We start from the raw sequence: 17173 nt of genomic DNA, 5'->3' as shown, positions 1-17173 counted from the left end.
AGGACGTTAATTCGTCCTTTTCCGACCCAGATGCAGTTTTGGCCGGGTGCAAATTATCGCAGCCTGACAGGCTTTCGCGACAAAATGCACTCAATCGCCATCGGTATCGGATGGGCACGCACCGCTCGGATGGGTCACACAAAAGCAAAGGCCAGTTTCCGCATGTCGGGCCTGCCAATTTACTGCGAAAGGATACCTATGCTGACCCTTGATCATATCGCTGTTTCGGCTTCGGATTTGCCGTCTGCTACGCGCCATGTTGAGGCGTCATTGGGGGTTCCGTTACAACCCGGAGGCGTGCATGCGGTGTTTCATACTCACAATACACTGCTTGGTTTGTCCGATGATCTGTACCTTGAGGCGATTGCAGTCAATCCGGATGCGCCGAAACCTGATCGCGCGCGCTGGTTCGATTTGGACCGCTTTAGTGGCCTGCCACGTCTTACCAATTGGATATGTCGCTGCGATGATTTGGAAGCAGCTCTTGCGCTTTTGCCTGCTGGGTTTGGCAAGCCGGTTGATCTGGCGCGAGGTGACATACGCTGGCGTATGGCGGTGCCACAAAATGGTGTGCTGCCGTTTGACAACTGCGCCCCCGCGTTGATCGAATGGCAAAGCGACGCGCACCCAACAGGGCGCCTGCAGCAACAAGGATGCAGCATAACAAACTTGGAAGTATCCCACCCAGAATCAGGTGAACTAGAGGCGCTTTTGGCTCCGTTTCTGAAAGACGCACGCATCGGCTTTGTCGCAGGGCCCGCGGCATTGGCGGCACAGATGCAAACGCCCGGTGGGGCCGTATGGCTGCGTTGATCCGAGAGGCTGAACTGCGCGATGCCCCCGCTATTTCTGAGCTATGGAATGCGCTTATTCGCGATACGACGGGAACGTTTACTACGGTTGAAAAATCGCATGAGGATATCACCATGCTGATCCGCGACCGGTCGGGCAGTTTTCTGGTGGCGGGGGGCGATCATGTGCAAGGTTTTGTGACGTGGGGCCAATTTCGATCAGGTCCGGGATATGCCGGGACGGTCGAGCACAGCGTGATCGTTGGCAAATCCGGGCAGGGGATGGGGCGCGCTTTGATGCTGGCCGCTCAAGATGCAGTAATTCAGCAGGGCATCCATGTGATGATCGCAGCGATCAGTGGTGAAAACCCAAACGCTGTGGCATTTCACACCGCCATGGGTTTTGAAAAAGTTGGCCATCTGCCTCAGGTAGGGCAAAAATCGGGCCGCTGGCTGGATTTGATTTTGATGCAAAAATCCTTGATTGCGCCCTGACTTCCCCAGTCGGGCGGTTTACAAGACACCTATGTCGATCTGGATCCGCATCACTGAGGCGTTGTCTGCCCTGACTTCTGGCGAAGGCCTGTCGGAGGTATTCGACCGCCTGCGCGCCCCGCCTGAACGCTCTGTTGGTTTCACCATTGCGGTCATCGCGTTGGGGGCCAAGATGGCCAAAGCCGATGGGCGCGTGACGCGAGATGAGGTTACGGCCTTTCGCGAAGTATTCAAAATCGCCGATGATGATGCCAAAGGCGCTGCGCGTGTTTTTGATCTAGCACGGCGCGACGTCGCTGGCTTTGAGGAATACGCCAACCGCATCGTTGCGATGTTTTCGGGCACGCCAGATATGCTTTGTGACCTGATGGAAGGGTTGTTTCATATCGCGATGGCCGATGGCATCTACCATCCAAACGAGAACGCGTTTTTGGAACGCGTTGCCGAAATATTCGAGCTGCCCGACGAGGTTTTTGAAGGAATGCGGGCACGGTTCGTCCCCGACACCTCGCCACTGCCGCATACCGTTTTGGGCATCGCCCCGGGCGCGTCAAAGGAGGTCGCACGCGCGGCTTGGCGCAAACTGGTAAAGGCCAACCACCCCGATGCTTTGATTGCGCGTGGATTGCCCGAAGAAGCGGTGCGGCTCGCCGAAAAACGAATGATCGACATCAACCGCGCATGGGATACCTTGTCAAAGAAAGGCCGCTGACATGCGCATCGCCACTTATAACGTTGAGTGGTTTGGCAACCTTTTTGACAAAAAAGACCGATTGATCGACGACAATGGCAGTTCGGGCCGTTACGGCGTGACCCGTGCACAACAAATAGCGGCGCTCGCTACCGTTTTCCGCGCGCTAGATGCAGACGCGATCATGGTCATCGAAGCCCCGGATCAAGGGCGCAGACACAGCACGATCGCAGCTCTCACAGGGTTCGCTGACCGGTTTGGCCTGCGCGCGAACGCCGCTATCATGGGGTTTGCCAACGACACCCAACAAGAAATAGCGTTGATGTATGACCCCAGCGTGCTCGAGGTTTCGCATGATCCGCAAGGTGCTGCGACCGGGCCAGATGGGACCACTGGCGCGCCCCGATTCGATGGGGTGTTACGGATTGATCTGGATATCGACGCCACCGAGGATTTGGTGGTGTTTTCCAAGCCTCCGCTGGAATTGGCCCTGCGCAGCCAGAGCGGCTTTGAATTTCGCATGATCGGCGCACATCTGAAATCCAAAGCACCGCATGGCGCGACAAATCCGGCGCAAGTGATGCAATATGCTATCGCTAATCGGCGCAAACAGCTTGCGCAGGCAATCTGGCTGCGGGGCCGGATCGACGAACACATCAAGGCTGCAGATGCTTTGATGGTGATGGGCGATATGAATGATGGCCCCGGTTTGGACGAATTCGAAGACCTCTTTGGCCGCTCTTCGGTTGAGATCGTACTGGGACGCGGCCGGGAGGGCAGCCTTTATGATCCGCATGCAGAGCGTGTTCTAGGCCAGCGCATTGGGGCAAGCCCTACAACATCGCGGTTTTGGATGAGGAAGGAAAAGCGCTATTTGCAAGCGCTGTTGGACTACATCATGGTCACACCTCATTTTCGGGAACGCGGGGCGGTTTGGCGGATCTGGCACCCATTGGATGATCCAGAATGCTGGAACACTGCGGCTCTGCGCGATGCACTGGTGAAGGCTTCTGACCATTTCCCGCTGACGATCGAATTTGACGCCTGAAGTTTTGAAATTTTGCGCTCAGCACACTATATTGGCCATATGAAACACGTTGTCGCCACCCTTGCCCTTTTGATTTCCGTACCTGCCCACGCGCAGGATGCGCCCTCCACCTTGATGGAGCGCGGAGCGCAGATGTTCCTCGAGGGTCTGCTTAATGAGATGGCACCAGCCCTGGACGATCTGTCGGAATTTGCTGAGGAAATGGGCCCATTTTTGCGCGATTTCGCGACCAAGATGGGGCCAAAATTGCACGAATTGATGGGCGAGGTTGAAGATTGGAGCGCCTATAGCGCGCCTGAAATGCTGCCGAATGGCGATATTATCATCCGGCGCAAACCCGATCATCCGCTTGATCCGGTGACCCCAACAGTACCCGCGCCCCAAGTCGACCTATGAGTAACTCGTCTCCCTTTGCGTCGATAAAACGGCTAGATTATACCGTGCTGATCGTGCGCGACATGGCGGCGATGCAGCGGTTTTACGAGGATGTCTTGCTCTTGAAGGTGACGCGCAAGCTTTCTGAAAACTGGTATGAGTATGCGATGGGGGACACCATTCTTGCACTGTCGAACCCCGGATTAACAGCCGATGATGCGCCGGTCCCGCGTGGTACAGCAGCCGTGCAATTGGCGTTTCAGGTGCCGCGTGTAACGGTCGATGATTGCCACGTCGGACTTTTGGCTCTCGGCATCGATGTTGTCTCGCCGCCAACAGACCGCGATTTTGGCCACCGGACGCTGTTTTTTCGCGATCCCGACGGCAATCTTTTGGAGATTTACGCAGAAATCTAGCGTTTGACTGTTTTGACCGCCACTTCTGCACCCAAAGATGCGGCGAGCGAATTCAACCGCGCCTCCGCGACCTCGCCATAAAGCGGGATCATGTCAGCCGTCAGCCACAGCTCCAACAGCTTTTTCTTTGGGAACCAGCGTATTTCGCCGCGTTCACTACCTTTGTTCATCCACAACATCGCGCCAAAGCGCATTGCTTTGCCAAGGATTTCGGCGTCATGGCGCGTGCCTTCATCGACCATTTCATAGAGGTCCTCGAACCGGCTGTTTTCGCGCTTGTTTGAATATCGGTGCAGCAGCGCGAGGCCCAAATAGATACGCTCAGAGTGTTTGAGACCGCCCAGATTGGCGCGGGTCGCGTTGTCAAAGCACAGTTCCGCGCGGTAATCGGGATGCGCGCGCCAACTCACGTCATGCAAAAGACACGCCGCTTTGACCAACCGCAAACGCGGGGCCGGGGCAGATTTGTAAAGCGGTTGAATGAAGTTGTAGAGGATCTTACCAAACCCAGGCATTCGGGCGTCCTTGGCCTCGGCAAAGCGGCACGCCTCAACCAGCGGATCGCGGTCGCGTAGGCGTTGGGGCATCTGTTCATAAAGCATTCCCTCGCGGATGCCGTAGCTGGAAACCGCGATGTCCTTGGGACCAAAGGTTTTTACAAGGCGGCCCAGAACCTGAGCCGCATAAGGCACAAGCGCCATCCGGCTGGACGAGACGCCTGCGATACTGCGTAATTCATCGGCATCTGTTTCTTTAATATAGGCTAAAGTCGCCGCAACCGAACGTCGCGTCATGCGGTATTCATGCAGTACATGGAGCGGATAGCCGCGCCGCACCATGTCGATACGGGCAATGGCGCGCCATGACCCACCCACAAGAAACAGGCGGTCGCGCTGACTGCCCATTTTTGCCGCGAGCTTTTCCATTACTTCTTTGATATGCGCCTCGCGGGCCCTGGCACCGCCTTTGATATCGCGCAGCTTGAGCGGCCCCAGCCGAGACGTGACGCGCCGGCCCACGCGGCCCCCCGAAATCTCTGCCAATTCCATCGAAGAACCGCCAATGTCGCACACCAGACCGTAGGCCCCGGGCCAACCCAGCAACACGCCTTGCGCCGACAGGCGGGCTTCTTCTTCGCCGTCGATCACCCAGATTTTCAGGCCTGTTTCGCGGTGCACATCTGCGCAGAAATCACGCCCATCGCTGGCGTCACGTACGGCGGCGGTGGCGACAACTGTCAGTTCTGTCAGCCCCATGCCGTCGGCGAGTTTCTTAAAACGCCGCATGGCTGATAATGCGCGCACCCGACCTTGGGGGGAGAGATGCCCGGTTTCGGCCATGCCCGCCCCGAGCGCACACATGATTTTTTCATTGTAGAAATATGCGGGGCTTCGCGCCGCGCCATCAAACACAACCATCCGCACAGAGTTTGATCCAACGTCCACAACGCCTACGCGGCGCAGGGCCCGTGCAGAAGGGTCTTCGAACAATGGTTTGGCAAAGGGGCCCAGATCGGCGACGCCTGTTTCGGGAACAAGCGCGGGTTTCTCGCTGAGGTCTGACATGGCCACTCCCTGACTGCGCGTCGCGGGCAAAGTGGCGTACCTGCAGCGAGCCGTCAATGGCCGTTAACGGCCCAGTCAGTCTTCGGTATGCGTGAGTTTCGGTACATCTGACGCGCCAGCGGATCCGCGCCCTGACAACGAAGGGTTTTCCATGAAAAATCGGTGGCAGTTGAACGCAAACTGGCCATCAGGCAGCGCGGGGCGCGAGAAATGGCCTTGCGGCGACATCACCCAGCTTTGTGCTACATCTGCAAGGTTGGCGGCCATGATCTGGCTGGTGATCTGCGCTTTGACGGTTGGGTTTTCAATCTCAACCAAAGTCTCGACTCGGCGGTTCAGGTTTCGACCCATCCAATCGGCGGATGACATATATACCCGTGCCTTTTTATGCGGCAGCCCGTGTCCATTGCCAAAACAGACGATGCGGCTGTGCTCCAAGAACCGACCAACGATCGATTTTACACGAATATTTTCGCTTAATCCTTCGACGCCAGGCCGCAGTCCACAAATGCCCCGCACCACGAGGCTGATTTTTACGCCTGCTTGGGAGGCCGCATAAAGTGCGTCGATGACTTCGGCGTCGATAATCGAATTCATCTTGGCCCAAATTTCAGCGGGCTTGCCTGCGCGCGCGTAGTCTGCCTCGGCTGCGATCATCGCCAGCAGCCGTGGTTTGAGCGTCAGAGGCGAAATGGCGAGGTTATCCAGATGTTCAGGTTGGGCGTAGCCAGAAAGGTAATTAAACACCTTAGTCGCGTCGCGGCCCAGTTTCTGATCGCAGGTGAACAGCGACAAATCGGTGTAAATACGCGCGGTAATCGGGTGGTAGTTGCCGGTGCCGTAATGGGTGTAGGTCACCAATTGGCTGCCTTCACGTCGCACCACAGTTGAAATTTTTGCGTGTGTTTTCAGATCGATAAAACCGTAAACGACATGCGCGCCGGCGCGTTCTAGGTGGCGCGACTGGCGGATGTTGGCAGCTTCATCAAACCGTGCTTTCAACTCGACCAAGGCGGTCACGGACTTGCCCTGTTCGGCGGCCTCGCACAGTGCTTCGACAATCGGGCTGTCGCGCGATGTGCGGTATAGGGTCTGTTTGATCGCCACCACATTTGGATCGCGGGCGGCCTGCTGCAAGAAGCGCACGACCATATCAAAGGTCTCGTACGGGTGGTGCAGCAGCATATCCTTGTTTCGGATCGCCGTGAACATATCACCATCGTGGTCGGTGACGCGTTCGGGGATACGGGGGATAAATGTCGGCCAAAGCAGATCGGGCCGCGCGTCGGTCACCAGCGCGCTGAGGTCATTGAGGCCAAGCATTCCGTCAATTTCGATCACATCCTGCGGGCGCACTCCCAGCTCCGCCATGATGACCGATTTCAGCCGCTCAGGCGCTCCGGCGGAATGCGTCAAACGTACCACTTCGCCCCGGCGGCGGCGTTTCAGCGCGACTTCGAATTCGCGCACCAGATCTTCGGCCTCGTCTTCGACCTCCAGATCGCTGTCTCGTAGAATGCGGAATTCGAAATGCGCCTTCAGCCTGTAGCCAGGAAAAAGGTCTGGAATTTTCAGGACCAGCAGATCTTCTAGCGGCAGATAGCGCAGTGAACCGTCAGCAGCGGGCAGGGATACAAACCGGTCGATCTGCGCGGGGATCGGCAGAAGCGCCTGCAAGGGCCGCTTGTCTGCTGTCCGCTCAAGCTGAAGCGCGAGTGCATAGCCGGTGTTGGGAATAAACGGAAATGGGTGCGCGGGATCGATCGCGAGTGGTGACAATACCGCAAAGACTTGGTTTAGAAACACGTCATGCAGCGCCGATATGTCGGATTTGTCCAAATCAGCAGCACGTTCCAGCATGATGTTCTGGCTGTCCATTTCACTCAGCAGATCAACCAAAACCCTCTGTTGCGCGATCATTAGATTGCGCGCGTCTTCGTTGATGAACACCAGTTGCTCTGCCGGAGTCAGCCCGTCGGCGGCGGGCGTGGTGTTGCCGGCCTGGGCAAGCTCGCGCAAGCCTGCAACGCGCACGGTGTAGAATTCATCTAAGTTCCCCGCCGAAATGGACAAGAACCGCAACCGCTCAAGCAACGGAACCCTTGGGTTTTCGGCTTCTTCGAGCACCCGCCAATTGAACCCTAACCAGCTTAACTCGCGGTTAAAGAAACGGCCCGGCCCGGTGATATCGAGATCAGGCAGGGGCGTGGGCGCGGCAAAGGGCGCTTTGAGAAAATCGGCGTGTGTCATGACGGCCTTATGGCGCTGAAGTGTAATGAAAATGCGACGGGTTTTGCAGGCCAAAAATCTACCTGCCCTGCCACTATCGCGCAGGCTAGCCTAAGTTGTCCAGCACCCGACCCGCAAGTTGGCGTGTAACTGGCCGCTTCTGCGCAAGGCTCGCCTCATCCAATGCGGCCACAAGATCGCGCGCCGCAGCAAACGACCGCTCCATCCGCAGCAGCACATAGGGGATGACATCGGGCTTTGGCATCAGTTGGCGATCCGCCAGCAGTTTCACCAGCACAGCAAAAAGCAATGCGTCGTCCGGCGCGTCTAAGGTGGCCTCTGTGGTGCCTTGCATCCGGCTTGCGAGATCCGGCAGGCTCAACGGCCAATGCGCGACGGGGCCGGTCCCGGTCAACAAAAGCGAATGGCCCTCGGCCAATGTGAGATTGTGCAAGTGAAAGAGCGCGTTTTGTGCTTCTGCATTGCCGGCGATCTCGGGCACATCTTCGATGGCAACGTGAGATGCCGCAAGGGCGGGCACGACGTCTTCTGTCAGATCAGCGGCGGCAATTATCTGCGCACCGCTGTTCGCGGCCCAGACATGGGTCAGATGAGTTTTGCCGGATCCCGCAGGCCCCGTGAGCACCAATTTGCGCCCCGCCCAGTCGTGCCAGTTTTCGATAAGTGCCACAGCCATGGCATTAGAGGGCGCTACCAGAAAATCGTCACGCCCCTGCGCCGTGCGGGTGGGCAAGGCCAGACCAAGCTGCACAGCCATGTTATGTGTCGTTTTCTTCGGTGCCGCGGTAGAGCAGGCTGCTCTGGTATTGCTCGATTGCAAACCGAGTGACAACGCCAAGTGAAGCCGCGACTGGCACGGCGACCAGCATTCCCACAAAGCCAAAGAGCGTGCCGAATACCGACAGGGCCAAAAGCAACCAGACAGGGTGTAGCCCCACTGAACCACCCACAAGGCGCGGCGTAAGAACATTGCCTTCTATCACCTGGCCAAGTGCAAAGATGCCAGCGACCATCCCGATTGATACCCAATCGCCCCAGAATTGGAACAAGGCCAATCCTATGGCCAGCGCGCCACCAATCAGCGCACCAAGGTATGGAATAAAGGTGACGACCCCCGCGATGAAGCCCACCACGAGACCAAACTGCAGCCCCACCAGCATCAGGGCGATGGCATAGTACGTACCCAATATCAGGCAAACTGTCCCCATGCCGCGCACAAAAGATGCGAGCGTTTGGTCGATTTGGGCCGCCAATTTGCGGACCGTTGGCGCATGATCGCGCGGCAGCAGCGTATCAATTTTCGTAATCATGCGGTCCCAATCAAGCAGCAAGTAGACCGACACAACCGGAACGATCACAAACAGCATAATGAGGCTCAGGATCGACGCTGCCGACGCCAGCGCGGTTTCAAGAAAATGCACGCCAAATTGTTGCACCGTTTCGGCCATTGATGTGATCGACGTGCGCAACGTAGACCCTTCTTGGGAAAGCGATGGGAAGCGTTCGGTTATAAAGCTCGTAAAACGCGTGGCCAGTTCGGGAGCGGATTGGAACAAGTTGATCGCTTGGCCAACCAAAGTCGGAATAACCAAAAGCGCCATGATTACAAAAACGAGCACCCCCGTGATCGTAATGATCGCCGTCGCCGCAGCCCGGCTTAACCCCAGCTTTTCCAGCCGGTCCGCTACAGGATCAAGGAAATAGGCAATTGCGCCGCCCAATAGAAAAGGCAGCAGCACATCGCCCATGAACCACAGGGTCACCATCAGGACCGCGGCCGCGATCCCCCAATATTTCAATTGATCTCTGATTGGCAGGGCCATGTTGGTCTCCGCTGGTTGACCTCTGACATCGCCTATGGCGCAGCGCGTTTCAAGGCTTGGCTGCAAAAAACACGTGAGGCGCAGTGCCGCGCGCTATGCAATTGCCCCTTTGCGCGGTTTGCCATACTTAGTGCCAAAGGCTGAAAAGCCGCCACCCCAAGTCCAGATGAGGCCGCCAAATGCGACTGTCACGATATTTCCTGCCCGTGCTCAAAGAAACACCTTCTGAGGCTCAAATTGTCAGCCACCGCTTGATGCTGCGCGCGGGCATGATCAAGCAGTCCAGCGCCGGAATCTATTCCTGGCTGCCACTTGGCTTCAAGGTTTTACGCAAGCTTGAGAACATCGTGCACGAAGAACAACAACGCGCGGGCCATATGCCGATGTTGATGCCCACCATTCAGTCTGCGGACCTGTGGCGGGAAAGCGGGCGTTATGACGCGTTCGGGGCCGAAATGCTGCGCATCAAGGATCGCCATGATCGTGATTTGTTGTTCACCCCGACGGCCGAAGAACTTATCACTGACATCTTCCGCGCCCATGTTGGCAGCTACAAAGATCTGCCGCTGACCATGTATCAGATTCAGTGGAAGTTCCGCGACGAGATCCGCCCGCGCTTTGGCGTGATGCGTGGCCGCGAGTTCTACATGAAGGATGGCTACAACTTCGACCTGACCAAAGAAGACGCACTGCACGCGTATAACCGCCATCTGGTCAGCTACCTACGCACGTATGAACGCATGGGCTTGAAAGCGATCCCGATGCGGGCCGATAGTGGAGCGATGGGCGGGGACAACACCCATGAATTCCTTGTGCTGGCCGAGACCGGCGAGTCTGAAGTGTTTTATGACAACGCTGTCACTGAACTGAGCTTTGGTGATCGTGAGATCGATTATGATGATGTCGCGCAATGCGCGGGCGTTATGGATGAGTTTACCAACCTCTATGCCCGTACGGATGAAACCCACGACGCGGCCCTGTTTGAGGCCGTACCCGAAGAGCGCCGTCGCGTCGCGCGCGGCATCGAAGTTGGGCAGATCTTTTACTTTGGCACCAAATACTCCGAAGCCATGGGGGCAACTGTTCAGGGCCCCGACGGCAAGGTTGTGCCCGTGCACATGGGCAGCCACGGCATTGGCGTCAGCCGTTTGATGGGTGCTATCATTGAGGCTAGCCATGACGACAAGGGCATTATCTGGCCCGAAGGTGTGACGCCGTTTCACTGTGGTATCGTCAACTTGCGTCAGGGTGATGTTGAAGCGGATGCAGCCTGTCTGGCGCTTTATGAGGGGCTCAAGGCACTTGGTCTTGATCCGCTTTATGATGACCGTAAAGAAGGTGCTGGCAGCAAGTTTGCCACGATGGACCTGATTGGTTTGCCTTGGCGCATCACCGTGGGGCCACGCGGTTTGAAAAACGGTGTGGTCGAATTGACCAGCCGCCGCACCGGAGAAAGCGAAGAGCTGCCACCCGAAGAAGCAATCAAGCGTGTGGCGGAAATCTACGCTGCCATTTGAATGGCAAATCTCTGAGACGTGATGTGGTGCGGGCTGGACAAGCCCGCCCATAACGTCAGCTATAGGTCATCTGTTTTAAGATGGAGGACTGCTCATGCACCGTTTCATGTCTCTTTTGGCCCTGATGCTCGCAGCACCTGTGGCCCTTGCACAACCGGTTGAACAAGGGCCCAAAAACGTCCCTGGTTTTGACCCCGAATGGCCAACGCAAACTCGCGCACCCGAAACCCTCAGCGGTGTGGAGATGCAGGTCGAAGTGCTGGCAAGCGGCCTGTCGCATCCGTGGGGAATGGCAGTGCTGCCGGATGGCAGCTATCTGGTGACCGAACGCGACGGGCGTTTGCGGATGATACTCAATGGTGTGGTCCAGCCTCCCATCAAAGGGGTCCCGGATGTCCTGGCCAAAGGGCAGGGGGGCTTGTTGGATGTCGCCCTCGCGCCGGATTTTGCAACGTCCCGTATGATCTTTCTTACCTATGCCAAACCTATGTCCCGGGGCCGCAATGCCACCGCCGCAGCCCGCGCTGTGTTAAGTCTTGATGGTACCGAGATTACAGGCCTGACGGATATCTTTGTCCAAGATCCACCCTCGACGAAAGCCACCCATTTCGGATCGCGCATTGTGCTGGACGGCATCCATGCCTACATCACCACCGGCGAACATTTCACTCGCAGTCAGCGTAAATATGCACAGGACGTGGACAAAACCTACGGCAAGGTTGTGCGCGTCACGCTTGATGGTACCGCCCCCAGCGACAATCCGTTCGCCGCTCAAGGCCCGGTCGCTGCGACGGTCTGGAGCTTGGGCCACCGCAATGTGCAAGGGGCCGCGATCCGACCCGCCACTGGCGAATTGTGGACGTTGGAGCACGGGCCAAAGGGCGGCGATGAGTTGAACCGCATTGAGAAGGGCGCGAATTTTGGCTGGCCGATTGTGAGCTATGGCGAGAATTACAATGGTCGATCCGTAGGCAGCGGCATAGCGGTCGCCGAGGGTATGACCGCGCCGCGCTATTACTGGGACCCCGTGATCGCACCCGGCGGCTTTACGTTTTACCAAGGAGAGATGTTTGGCGATTGGCAGGGCGATGTTCTGGCCGCATCGCTTAACCCCGGTGGGCTGGTTCGTTTGATCCTCGACGGGGATACTGTTGTGGGCGAAGAGCGTTTCATGAGCGGTGACCGCCGCATCCGCGACGTTGAGATCGACCACGATGGTGCCATTTTGCTGCTCGACGATGGCGAAGGGGCGGTATTGCGCCTGACACCAAAGTAAAGCTGTTCTAGGCGTTATGTGTTGGAACTTTCGGGTGATGCGGCCAGCTGCTTGCTCAGCGGCTAAAGTCCTCAATCCCAGCGCCCAGATTCCCAGGGTCCTCGAGCGACCTCTTCAACGTGAATAAACATGCAACCCGTTTCTATTGAGGAGACGTCATTTGCGTCCGGTCCAAGAGGCGAATCGCTTGATCGATTTTTTTGACACGAGTAGGGGCGGGAATTTGGTTGTTTCCAAATTTGATGCATTCAAGTTACCCGTCTCGAACTGTATTTATTTCGTGGATAACACGAGTGAAATAAGGCGAAAAAGCGGCAAATTATTGAATTATTAGTGTTCTCAGAAGCGAGGCAGGGCGCTAGATTAAGATACGCTTAATTAGAAAGAAATCTTAATTGGTCATCTAGTTATTAATGTTAACGATTCTTAGGAGTTCATAGATATGAATATTAAAATAGTAGCACTTTCAGCGGTAGTTGCGTTTGGTGCCCTTGGCACATCCGCATTTGCCGCAACCCTCGTAAACGAAGGCACAACAGTTGGCGGTAATTTTGCCGAAGTTGGTGGTTTCACGGCGGTTAACGTCTCTGACCCGAACAACAATTGGGACGAATCATTGACGACACCGACTTCACAGTGGCTCTGGGACGGCCAGTACAGCAATCAAGCTGGATCTGGCGGGACAGAAAACGGCACGTTGGAGTGGACCTTTGACTTCGACCTGACCGGTTATACGCTCGAAACGGCCGCGATCACGGGCTTTGCCGCGATGGACAACTTTGGGACGATTTCCTTGAACGGAAACGACATTTTTACCCTTACGGGCAACACCGCCTCAAACTACCGCGCGCTAGCTTCATACGGTACGCCTTTCGCAGGTTACTTTAATGAGGGATTGAACACGTTGATGTATTCGGTATCCAACAACAACGGTCCGGGTGGTTTCCGTGCCACTCTCAATGTCCAAGCGGATGTTGCTCCTGTGCCGCTGCCTGCTGCTGGCTTTCTTTTGATGGCCGGACTTGGTGGTTTGGGCATGATGCGCCGCAAAAAGACCAGCTAATCCAAACGATCAATTAGATAATCGAGAAGGGGTCGGCCATTGGGTCGGCCCCTTTTTCTATTGGGACTGGGGCATTGGGTGAATGCGTTTCCGCTTTACAGCGTGCTTCATGCCGTTCCATAAAACTTCCAGCATGTCTTTACGGCGCGTCAGACGCTATCGTGTTGTTGCACTGACGCCCCTATCATCGGACATTGAAACATTCGGCGAAACTCTGTCGGGCGGAATATATCTATGATGATCCTGCGCGCATTAACACTGGCTGGCGGACTTGCCGGGGCAACCGCGACGTCGCAATTCCCGGAATTCTCTCAACAATATATCCAACGCTTAGGTGGCGCTGTCGACGCGCTTAGCGAAGTGGTTGCTGATTTTGATGCGTCAGCCGCTGCTGAGGGTCTAACGCGCACAGCTGCGCTCAGCCAGATGCAAGGCACTGCGTTTTTGGAGCGAAGACGCAGTGATATGACCCGCAGCTTTGCTCGGCTGGATACGCTACGCGCCGATCTGGCAGAAGTGCAAGATCACGGGCCCTTCATGCGCGCCTACAACCTGCCGCGCCTTACTGACCGGGATATCGCGCAGGCTGCATGGGCCGCCTATCAACCTGCGCTGCCACTCAATTTTGCGGGCGCGATTTTTGCCGGGATCGGGTTTGTATTGGGCGGGCTGGGTGTCAAACTCATCCTGCGCCTCTTCGCTCTTCTCTTTCGCCGCAAGCAGCGCATCTGAATTTCGAACGTTGGATGGATGTTTGCGCCAGACATTACTGGCTCAATGAAATTACCAATTGATGTCCTACCAAAGAACCTTCTGGCACACAGAATCCACTGTAAGGCCGCGCACGGGGATCCATGCTGAGCCAAATCCCAACGCAGATGCGCTAGTTTCAGACAAATACCTTTGCTGCGAAGGCATTGCGTTGGCACTCACCGCTTGACCCGCCCCGGCCAAATCGCCACGTTGCCGCGAACCAACCGGGCTAGCGTGATCTGCCCATAGACCAAGGACCGTTATGGCCGGACGCACCGCTCCTTTTGCCCCATTCGAGTGGATGATCGCCTGGCGCTACTTGCGTGCGCGCCGTGCGGAGGGTGGTGTCAGCGTGATGACATGGATCAGCCTCATCGGCATCACCTTGGCCGTTTTTGCTTTGATCGCGACGCTTTCGGTACGGTCGGGTTTCCGGGCTGAGTTCGTGGATACCATTGTAGGGGCCAATGCGCATGTAACCGTCTATACGGTTGGGAATATTAAGGAAAACGGCCAGCTGGACCGTAAAATCCGCGACTACGCCGGCCGCGCCGAAGAGCTGGCTCAGGTTCCGGGTGTGACACGCGTCGCTCCTTTGGTTCGCGGGCAGGTTATGGCCACGATCGGGCAAAACAACGCCGGCGTTGAGGTCTACGGGATCCAAGGAGCCGATCTAGCCACGATCCCGCGCATTGCGGATCCGGAAACCGCACTAGGAGATCTGGCGCGTTTTGACGAGGGCATCGCCATCGGATCTGGCATCGCGCGCACGCTGGGCGTGGGGGTGGGTAGCCGGATCAAGCTGATTTCCCCAAACGGGGTCAAAACCGCATTTGGCACATCTCCGCGCATCAACGCCTATGAGGTCGTCTATATTTTCACCGCTGGGCGCTATGATATTGACCGGACCCGCGCCTATCTTCCACTGGCTGAGGCGCAATCCTACTTCAACAGCGAAGGCGCTGTGGATGAGTTCGAAGTGATGGTCGAGGATCCCGAAAAGGTAGATCTGTTTGCCCCCGCCATTCTTGCCGCCTCAGGTGACGATGGGTTGGTTTGGACGTGGCGTGATGCATCCTCGGGGTTTCTCAGCGCGCTGGATATCGAAGACAACGTGATGTTTGTCATCTTGTCAGTGCTTGTGCTGATTGCGGCGATGAACATCGTTTCTGGCCTGATTATGCTCGTTAAAAACAAAGGGCGCGACATTGGTATTCTGCGTACAATGGGCCTGACAGAAGGATCGATCCTGCGGGTGTTTTTTATCTGTGGCGCATTCACTGGGATCATCGGCACTGTGATGGGGGTCATTTTGGGATGCCTCTTTGCGCTTTATGTTGATCAGATTTTTGGAATTGTGAATTGGCTCGCTGGCGGTAACGCTTGGGATCCATCGGTCCGCGGCATCTACTTCCTGCCTGCGAAATTGGAGTTGGGTGATGTCCTTTCTGCGGTGGCTCTGTCGCTTGGATTGTCGTTCATTGTTACGATATTTCCTGCACGCCGCGCGGCACGGATGAACCCAGTTGAGGCGCTGCGCTATGAGTGATCCATCCCTCAGCCTTTCGGGCATCACCAAGGCCTATAACGCGGGTAAACCCAATGAGGTTACCGTGTTGCGCGGTATTGATCTGACCGTGGCCGAAGGCGAAGTTGTGGCCCTCGTTGCCCCCTCAGGGGCTGGTAAATCGACGCTGCTGCATATTGCGGGATTGCTCGATACGCCAGACGCTGGCCAAGTTCATATCGCGGGCACCGATATGACCGGCCAATCTGATCGCAAGCGCACTGCCGTTCGGCGCCAGGATGTTGGTTTTATCTACCAGTTTCACCATCTTTTGCCTGAATTCACGGCGCTGGAAAACATCGTGCTGCCGCAATTGGCCAATGGCGTCTCCAAGGCCGAAGCTGAGGCGCGCGCGCAGAAATTACTATCGGATGTTGGCATCGCACCACGCGCCGGCCACCGCCCAGCAGCCTTATCGGGCGGCGAGCAACAGCGCGTTGCCTTTTGTCGTGCATTGGCAAATACACCACGCCTGCTGTTGGCAGACGAGCCCACCGGGAACCTTGATCCCAAGACGTCTGACACTGTTTTTGCAGCACTGATGACGCTGGTGCGCGCCACAGGTCTGTCGGCACTAATCGCCACTCATAATCTTGAGTTGGCAGGCCGCATGGACCGTCAAATCCGCCTTGATCTGGGGCAACTTGCCTCCGAATAATATATAAAATTTGCCCGGAAGTCTCCGCTAAGTGACCTCATTTAGACCCCAGTTTGGGCTATGATGGTGAGGGTACAGGACAGGAATACTTCCATGTTACCCCTTATGTCGTTTCTTCTGGTTGCTATGTCTCCGCTGCTTGCAGTTGGGTTCGACACGTCTTCGGACGAAGAGGAAGAAGACCCAGATGCGGCCCTTCCCGAAGATGGTAGCGATCCTGTTGAGATGGTCGATGTGGCCTCATTTCTTGAGGATGCGCGCAGCGTTGATGGGGACACGGGCCCGTTCAACATTGTCCGCGGCACTGACATGGACGAAGATTTTGTTGGTACCGAAGGCAGCAGCAATGTTTTCGACACATCTGGCGGCACCGATACGATCATTGGAGCCACAGGCGCTGATACCCTAATTGGCGGCGAAGACAGTGATGTCATCACCGGTGGCGACGGCGATGATGCGCTCTTTGGCGGTTTTCAGCGCGAAACCCGCGTTGATGATCTGGACGCCGATACGATTGATGGTGGTCTGGGGGACGACGCGTTGTTCCTTGGGAATGGCGATACCGCAACCGGCGGTGCTGGTGCAGACGTCTTTGCTGCCATTCAAGGTGCTGATGGCAATGTGATCATCACCGATTTCGACGAAGCTGAAGACGCACTTGCGATTGAAACCCCCACACCTGACGACATCTCCGTTACGGATCAGACGGTTACTGATGATGGGCTGGTGATCGGGTTCTCAACAGGCCTAAGCGTCACGCTCCAAGGTCTGACATCGCCTTTGGCCGAAGATACGATTACCTTTGTCTCCGTCACGGCCTTGGATACGCCAACAACGGGTTGACGCATCCCATCCTTCGCCCCACATTAACGAGCCGATGAGAGG

17 protein-coding genes are annotated in these 17173 nt (G+C 56.4%); 13 read left to right on the top strand and 4 right to left on the bottom strand.

Annotated elements, in window-relative coordinates:
- Positions 1 to 30: 30 nt before the first annotated feature.
- The 6 genes from C1J03_RS16540 to C1J03_RS16515 are packed head-to-tail and all read left to right on the top strand — an operon-like array spanning position 31 to position 3816.
- Positions 31 to 813, top strand: coding sequence for a VOC family protein (locus C1J03_RS16540; protein ID WP_368073903.1), 783 nt, complete (start codon positions 31 to 33; stop codon positions 811 to 813).
- Positions 801 to 1286 carry a GNAT family N-acetyltransferase gene (locus tag C1J03_RS16535; protein ID WP_114887592.1) on the top strand — a complete coding sequence of 162 codons (486 nt, stop codon included), beginning with the start codon at positions 801 to 803 and terminating at the stop codon, positions 1284 to 1286. The genes C1J03_RS16540 and C1J03_RS16535 overlap by 13 nt, the downstream gene beginning before the upstream one ends.
- 31 nt (positions 1287 to 1317) lie before the next feature.
- Positions 1318 to 1998, top strand: coding sequence for a molecular chaperone DjiA (locus C1J03_RS16530; RefSeq protein WP_114887591.1), 681 nt, complete (start codon positions 1318 to 1320; stop codon positions 1996 to 1998).
- 1 nt (position 1999) lies between these two features.
- On the top strand, positions 2000 to 3025 hold the full coding sequence (locus C1J03_RS16525) for an endonuclease/exonuclease/phosphatase family protein (RefSeq protein ID WP_114887590.1): 1026 nt from the start codon (positions 2000 to 2002) through the stop codon (positions 3023 to 3025).
- A 39-nt stretch (positions 3026 to 3064) separates the two neighbouring features.
- On the top strand, positions 3065 to 3421 hold the full coding sequence (locus tag C1J03_RS16520; protein ID WP_114887589.1) for a hypothetical protein: 357 nt from the start codon (positions 3065 to 3067) through the stop codon (positions 3419 to 3421).
- Entirely contained in the window at positions 3418 to 3816 is a 399-nt protein-coding gene (locus C1J03_RS16515; RefSeq protein ID WP_114887588.1) for a VOC family protein, read from the top strand. The genes C1J03_RS16520 and C1J03_RS16515 overlap by 4 nt, the downstream gene beginning before the upstream one ends.
- On the opposite strand, the gene C1J03_RS16510 is transcribed toward C1J03_RS16515, so the two are convergent.
- The 4 genes from C1J03_RS16510 to C1J03_RS16495 form a co-directional block, all read right to left on the bottom strand.
- Entirely contained in the window at positions 3813 to 5381 is a 1569-nt protein-coding gene (locus C1J03_RS16510; protein WP_114887587.1) for a Ppx/GppA family phosphatase, read from the bottom strand. The genes C1J03_RS16515 and C1J03_RS16510 overlap by 4 nt on opposite strands.
- A gap of 75 nt (positions 5382 to 5456) precedes the next feature.
- Positions 5457 to 7631: an RNA degradosome polyphosphate kinase gene (locus C1J03_RS16505; RefSeq protein WP_114887586.1), complete on the bottom strand. Its 2175-nt coding sequence runs from the start codon at positions 7629 to 7631 to the stop codon at positions 5457 to 5459.
- Positions 7632 to 7716: 85 nt separating this feature from the next.
- Positions 7717 to 8388 carry a chromosomal replication initiator DnaA gene (locus tag C1J03_RS16500; RefSeq protein WP_114887585.1) on the bottom strand — a complete coding sequence of 224 codons (672 nt, stop codon included), beginning with the start codon at positions 8386 to 8388 and terminating at the stop codon, positions 7717 to 7719.
- Between the two features lies 1 nt (position 8389).
- Entirely contained in the window at positions 8390 to 9454 is a 1065-nt protein-coding gene (locus tag C1J03_RS16495) for an AI-2E family transporter (RefSeq protein ID WP_114887584.1), read from the bottom strand.
- Positions 9455 to 9633: 179 nt separating this feature from the next.
- Here C1J03_RS16495 and proS point away from each other — a divergent pair, with 179 nt between their 5' ends.
- The 7 genes from proS to C1J03_RS16460 all read left to right on the top strand — a co-directional run bounded on the left by proS (position 9634) and on the right by C1J03_RS16460 (position 17131).
- A complete protein-coding gene (gene proS / locus C1J03_RS16490; RefSeq protein ID WP_114887583.1) occupies positions 9634 to 10971 on the top strand; it encodes a proline--tRNA ligase in 1338 nt (445 codons plus the stop codon).
- Between the two features lie 94 nt (positions 10972 to 11065).
- Positions 11066 to 12247, top strand: a complete 1182-nt coding sequence (locus C1J03_RS16485) for a PQQ-dependent sugar dehydrogenase (protein ID WP_114887582.1) — start codon at positions 11066 to 11068, stop codon at positions 12245 to 12247.
- Between the two features lie 442 nt (positions 12248 to 12689).
- The gene (locus tag C1J03_RS16480) at positions 12690 to 13310 is read left to right on the top strand and encodes a VPLPA-CTERM sorting domain-containing protein (protein WP_114887581.1); all 621 of its coding nucleotides are present in this window, start codon (positions 12690 to 12692) and stop codon (positions 13308 to 13310) included.
- A gap of 237 nt (positions 13311 to 13547) precedes the next feature.
- On the top strand, positions 13548 to 14042 hold the full coding sequence (locus C1J03_RS16475; RefSeq protein WP_114889049.1) for a DUF2937 family protein: 495 nt from the start codon (positions 13548 to 13550) through the stop codon (positions 14040 to 14042).
- A gap of 283 nt (positions 14043 to 14325) precedes the next feature.
- The gene (locus tag C1J03_RS16470; RefSeq protein WP_114887580.1) at positions 14326 to 15612 is read left to right on the top strand and encodes a lipoprotein-releasing ABC transporter permease subunit; all 1287 of its coding nucleotides are present in this window, start codon (positions 14326 to 14328) and stop codon (positions 15610 to 15612) included.
- The gene (locus C1J03_RS16465) at positions 15605 to 16288 is read left to right on the top strand and encodes an ABC transporter ATP-binding protein (protein ID WP_114887579.1); all 684 of its coding nucleotides are present in this window, start codon (positions 15605 to 15607) and stop codon (positions 16286 to 16288) included. The genes C1J03_RS16470 and C1J03_RS16465 overlap by 8 nt, the downstream gene beginning before the upstream one ends.
- A gap of 93 nt (positions 16289 to 16381) precedes the next feature.
- Positions 16382 to 17131 (top strand): calcium-binding protein, encoded by a 750-nt coding sequence (locus C1J03_RS16460; protein WP_114887578.1) that lies wholly within the window; start codon positions 16382 to 16384, stop codon positions 17129 to 17131.
- The last annotated feature ends 42 nt before the right edge of the window (positions 17132 to 17173 follow it).

Origin of the sequence: Sulfitobacter sp. SK012 (genome assembly GCF_003352085.1) — a bacterium.
Classification (GTDB): Bacteria; Pseudomonadota; Alphaproteobacteria; order Rhodobacterales; family Rhodobacteraceae; genus Sulfitobacter.
Note: the sequence above shows the minus strand (reverse complement) of the source record. Positions and strands in the feature narration are given on the sequence as shown.

Bases quoted from the DNA above. Each gene is read 5' to 3' on its own strand.
- C1J03_RS16480 (WP_114887581.1), top strand. From the start codon at position 12,690: ATGAATATTAAAATAGTAGCACTTTCAGCGGTAGTTGCGTTTGGTGCC.
- C1J03_RS16540 (WP_368073903.1), top strand. From the start codon at position 31: ATGCAGTTTTGGCCGGGTGCAAATTATCGCAGCCTGACAGGCTTTCGC.
- C1J03_RS16505 (WP_114887586.1), bottom strand. From the start codon at position 7,631: ATGACACACGCCGATTTTCTCAAAGCGCCCTTTGCCGCGCCCACGCCC.
- C1J03_RS16515 (WP_114887588.1), top strand. From the start codon at position 3,418: ATGAGTAACTCGTCTCCCTTTGCGTCGATAAAACGGCTAGATTATACC.
- C1J03_RS16500 (WP_114887585.1), bottom strand. From the start codon at position 8,388: ATGGCTGTGCAGCTTGGTCTGGCCTTGCCCACCCGCACGGCGCAGGGG.
- C1J03_RS16475 (WP_114889049.1), top strand. From the start codon at position 13,548: ATGATCCTGCGCGCATTAACACTGGCTGGCGGACTTGCCGGGGCAACC.
- C1J03_RS16535 (WP_114887592.1), top strand. From the start codon at position 801: ATGGCTGCGTTGATCCGAGAGGCTGAACTGCGCGATGCCCCCGCTATT.
- C1J03_RS16510 (WP_114887587.1), bottom strand. From the start codon at position 5,381: ATGTCAGACCTCAGCGAGAAACCCGCGCTTGTTCCCGAAACAGGCGTC.
- C1J03_RS16530 (WP_114887591.1), top strand. From the start codon at position 1,318: ATGTCGATCTGGATCCGCATCACTGAGGCGTTGTCTGCCCTGACTTCT.
- C1J03_RS16465 (WP_114887579.1), top strand. From the start codon at position 15,605: ATGAGTGATCCATCCCTCAGCCTTTCGGGCATCACCAAGGCCTATAAC.
- C1J03_RS16520 (WP_114887589.1), top strand. From the start codon at position 3,065: ATGAAACACGTTGTCGCCACCCTTGCCCTTTTGATTTCCGTACCTGCC.
- C1J03_RS16460 (WP_114887578.1), top strand. From the start codon at position 16,382: ATGTTACCCCTTATGTCGTTTCTTCTGGTTGCTATGTCTCCGCTGCTT.
- proS (WP_114887583.1), top strand. From the start codon at position 9,634: ATGCGACTGTCACGATATTTCCTGCCCGTGCTCAAAGAAACACCTTCT.
- C1J03_RS16485 (WP_114887582.1), top strand. From the start codon at position 11,066: ATGCACCGTTTCATGTCTCTTTTGGCCCTGATGCTCGCAGCACCTGTG.
- C1J03_RS16470 (WP_114887580.1), top strand. From the start codon at position 14,326: ATGGCCGGACGCACCGCTCCTTTTGCCCCATTCGAGTGGATGATCGCC.
- C1J03_RS16525 (WP_114887590.1), top strand. From the start codon at position 2,000: ATGCGCATCGCCACTTATAACGTTGAGTGGTTTGGCAACCTTTTTGAC.
- C1J03_RS16495 (WP_114887584.1), bottom strand. From the start codon at position 9,454: ATGGCCCTGCCAATCAGAGATCAATTGAAATATTGGGGGATCGCGGCC.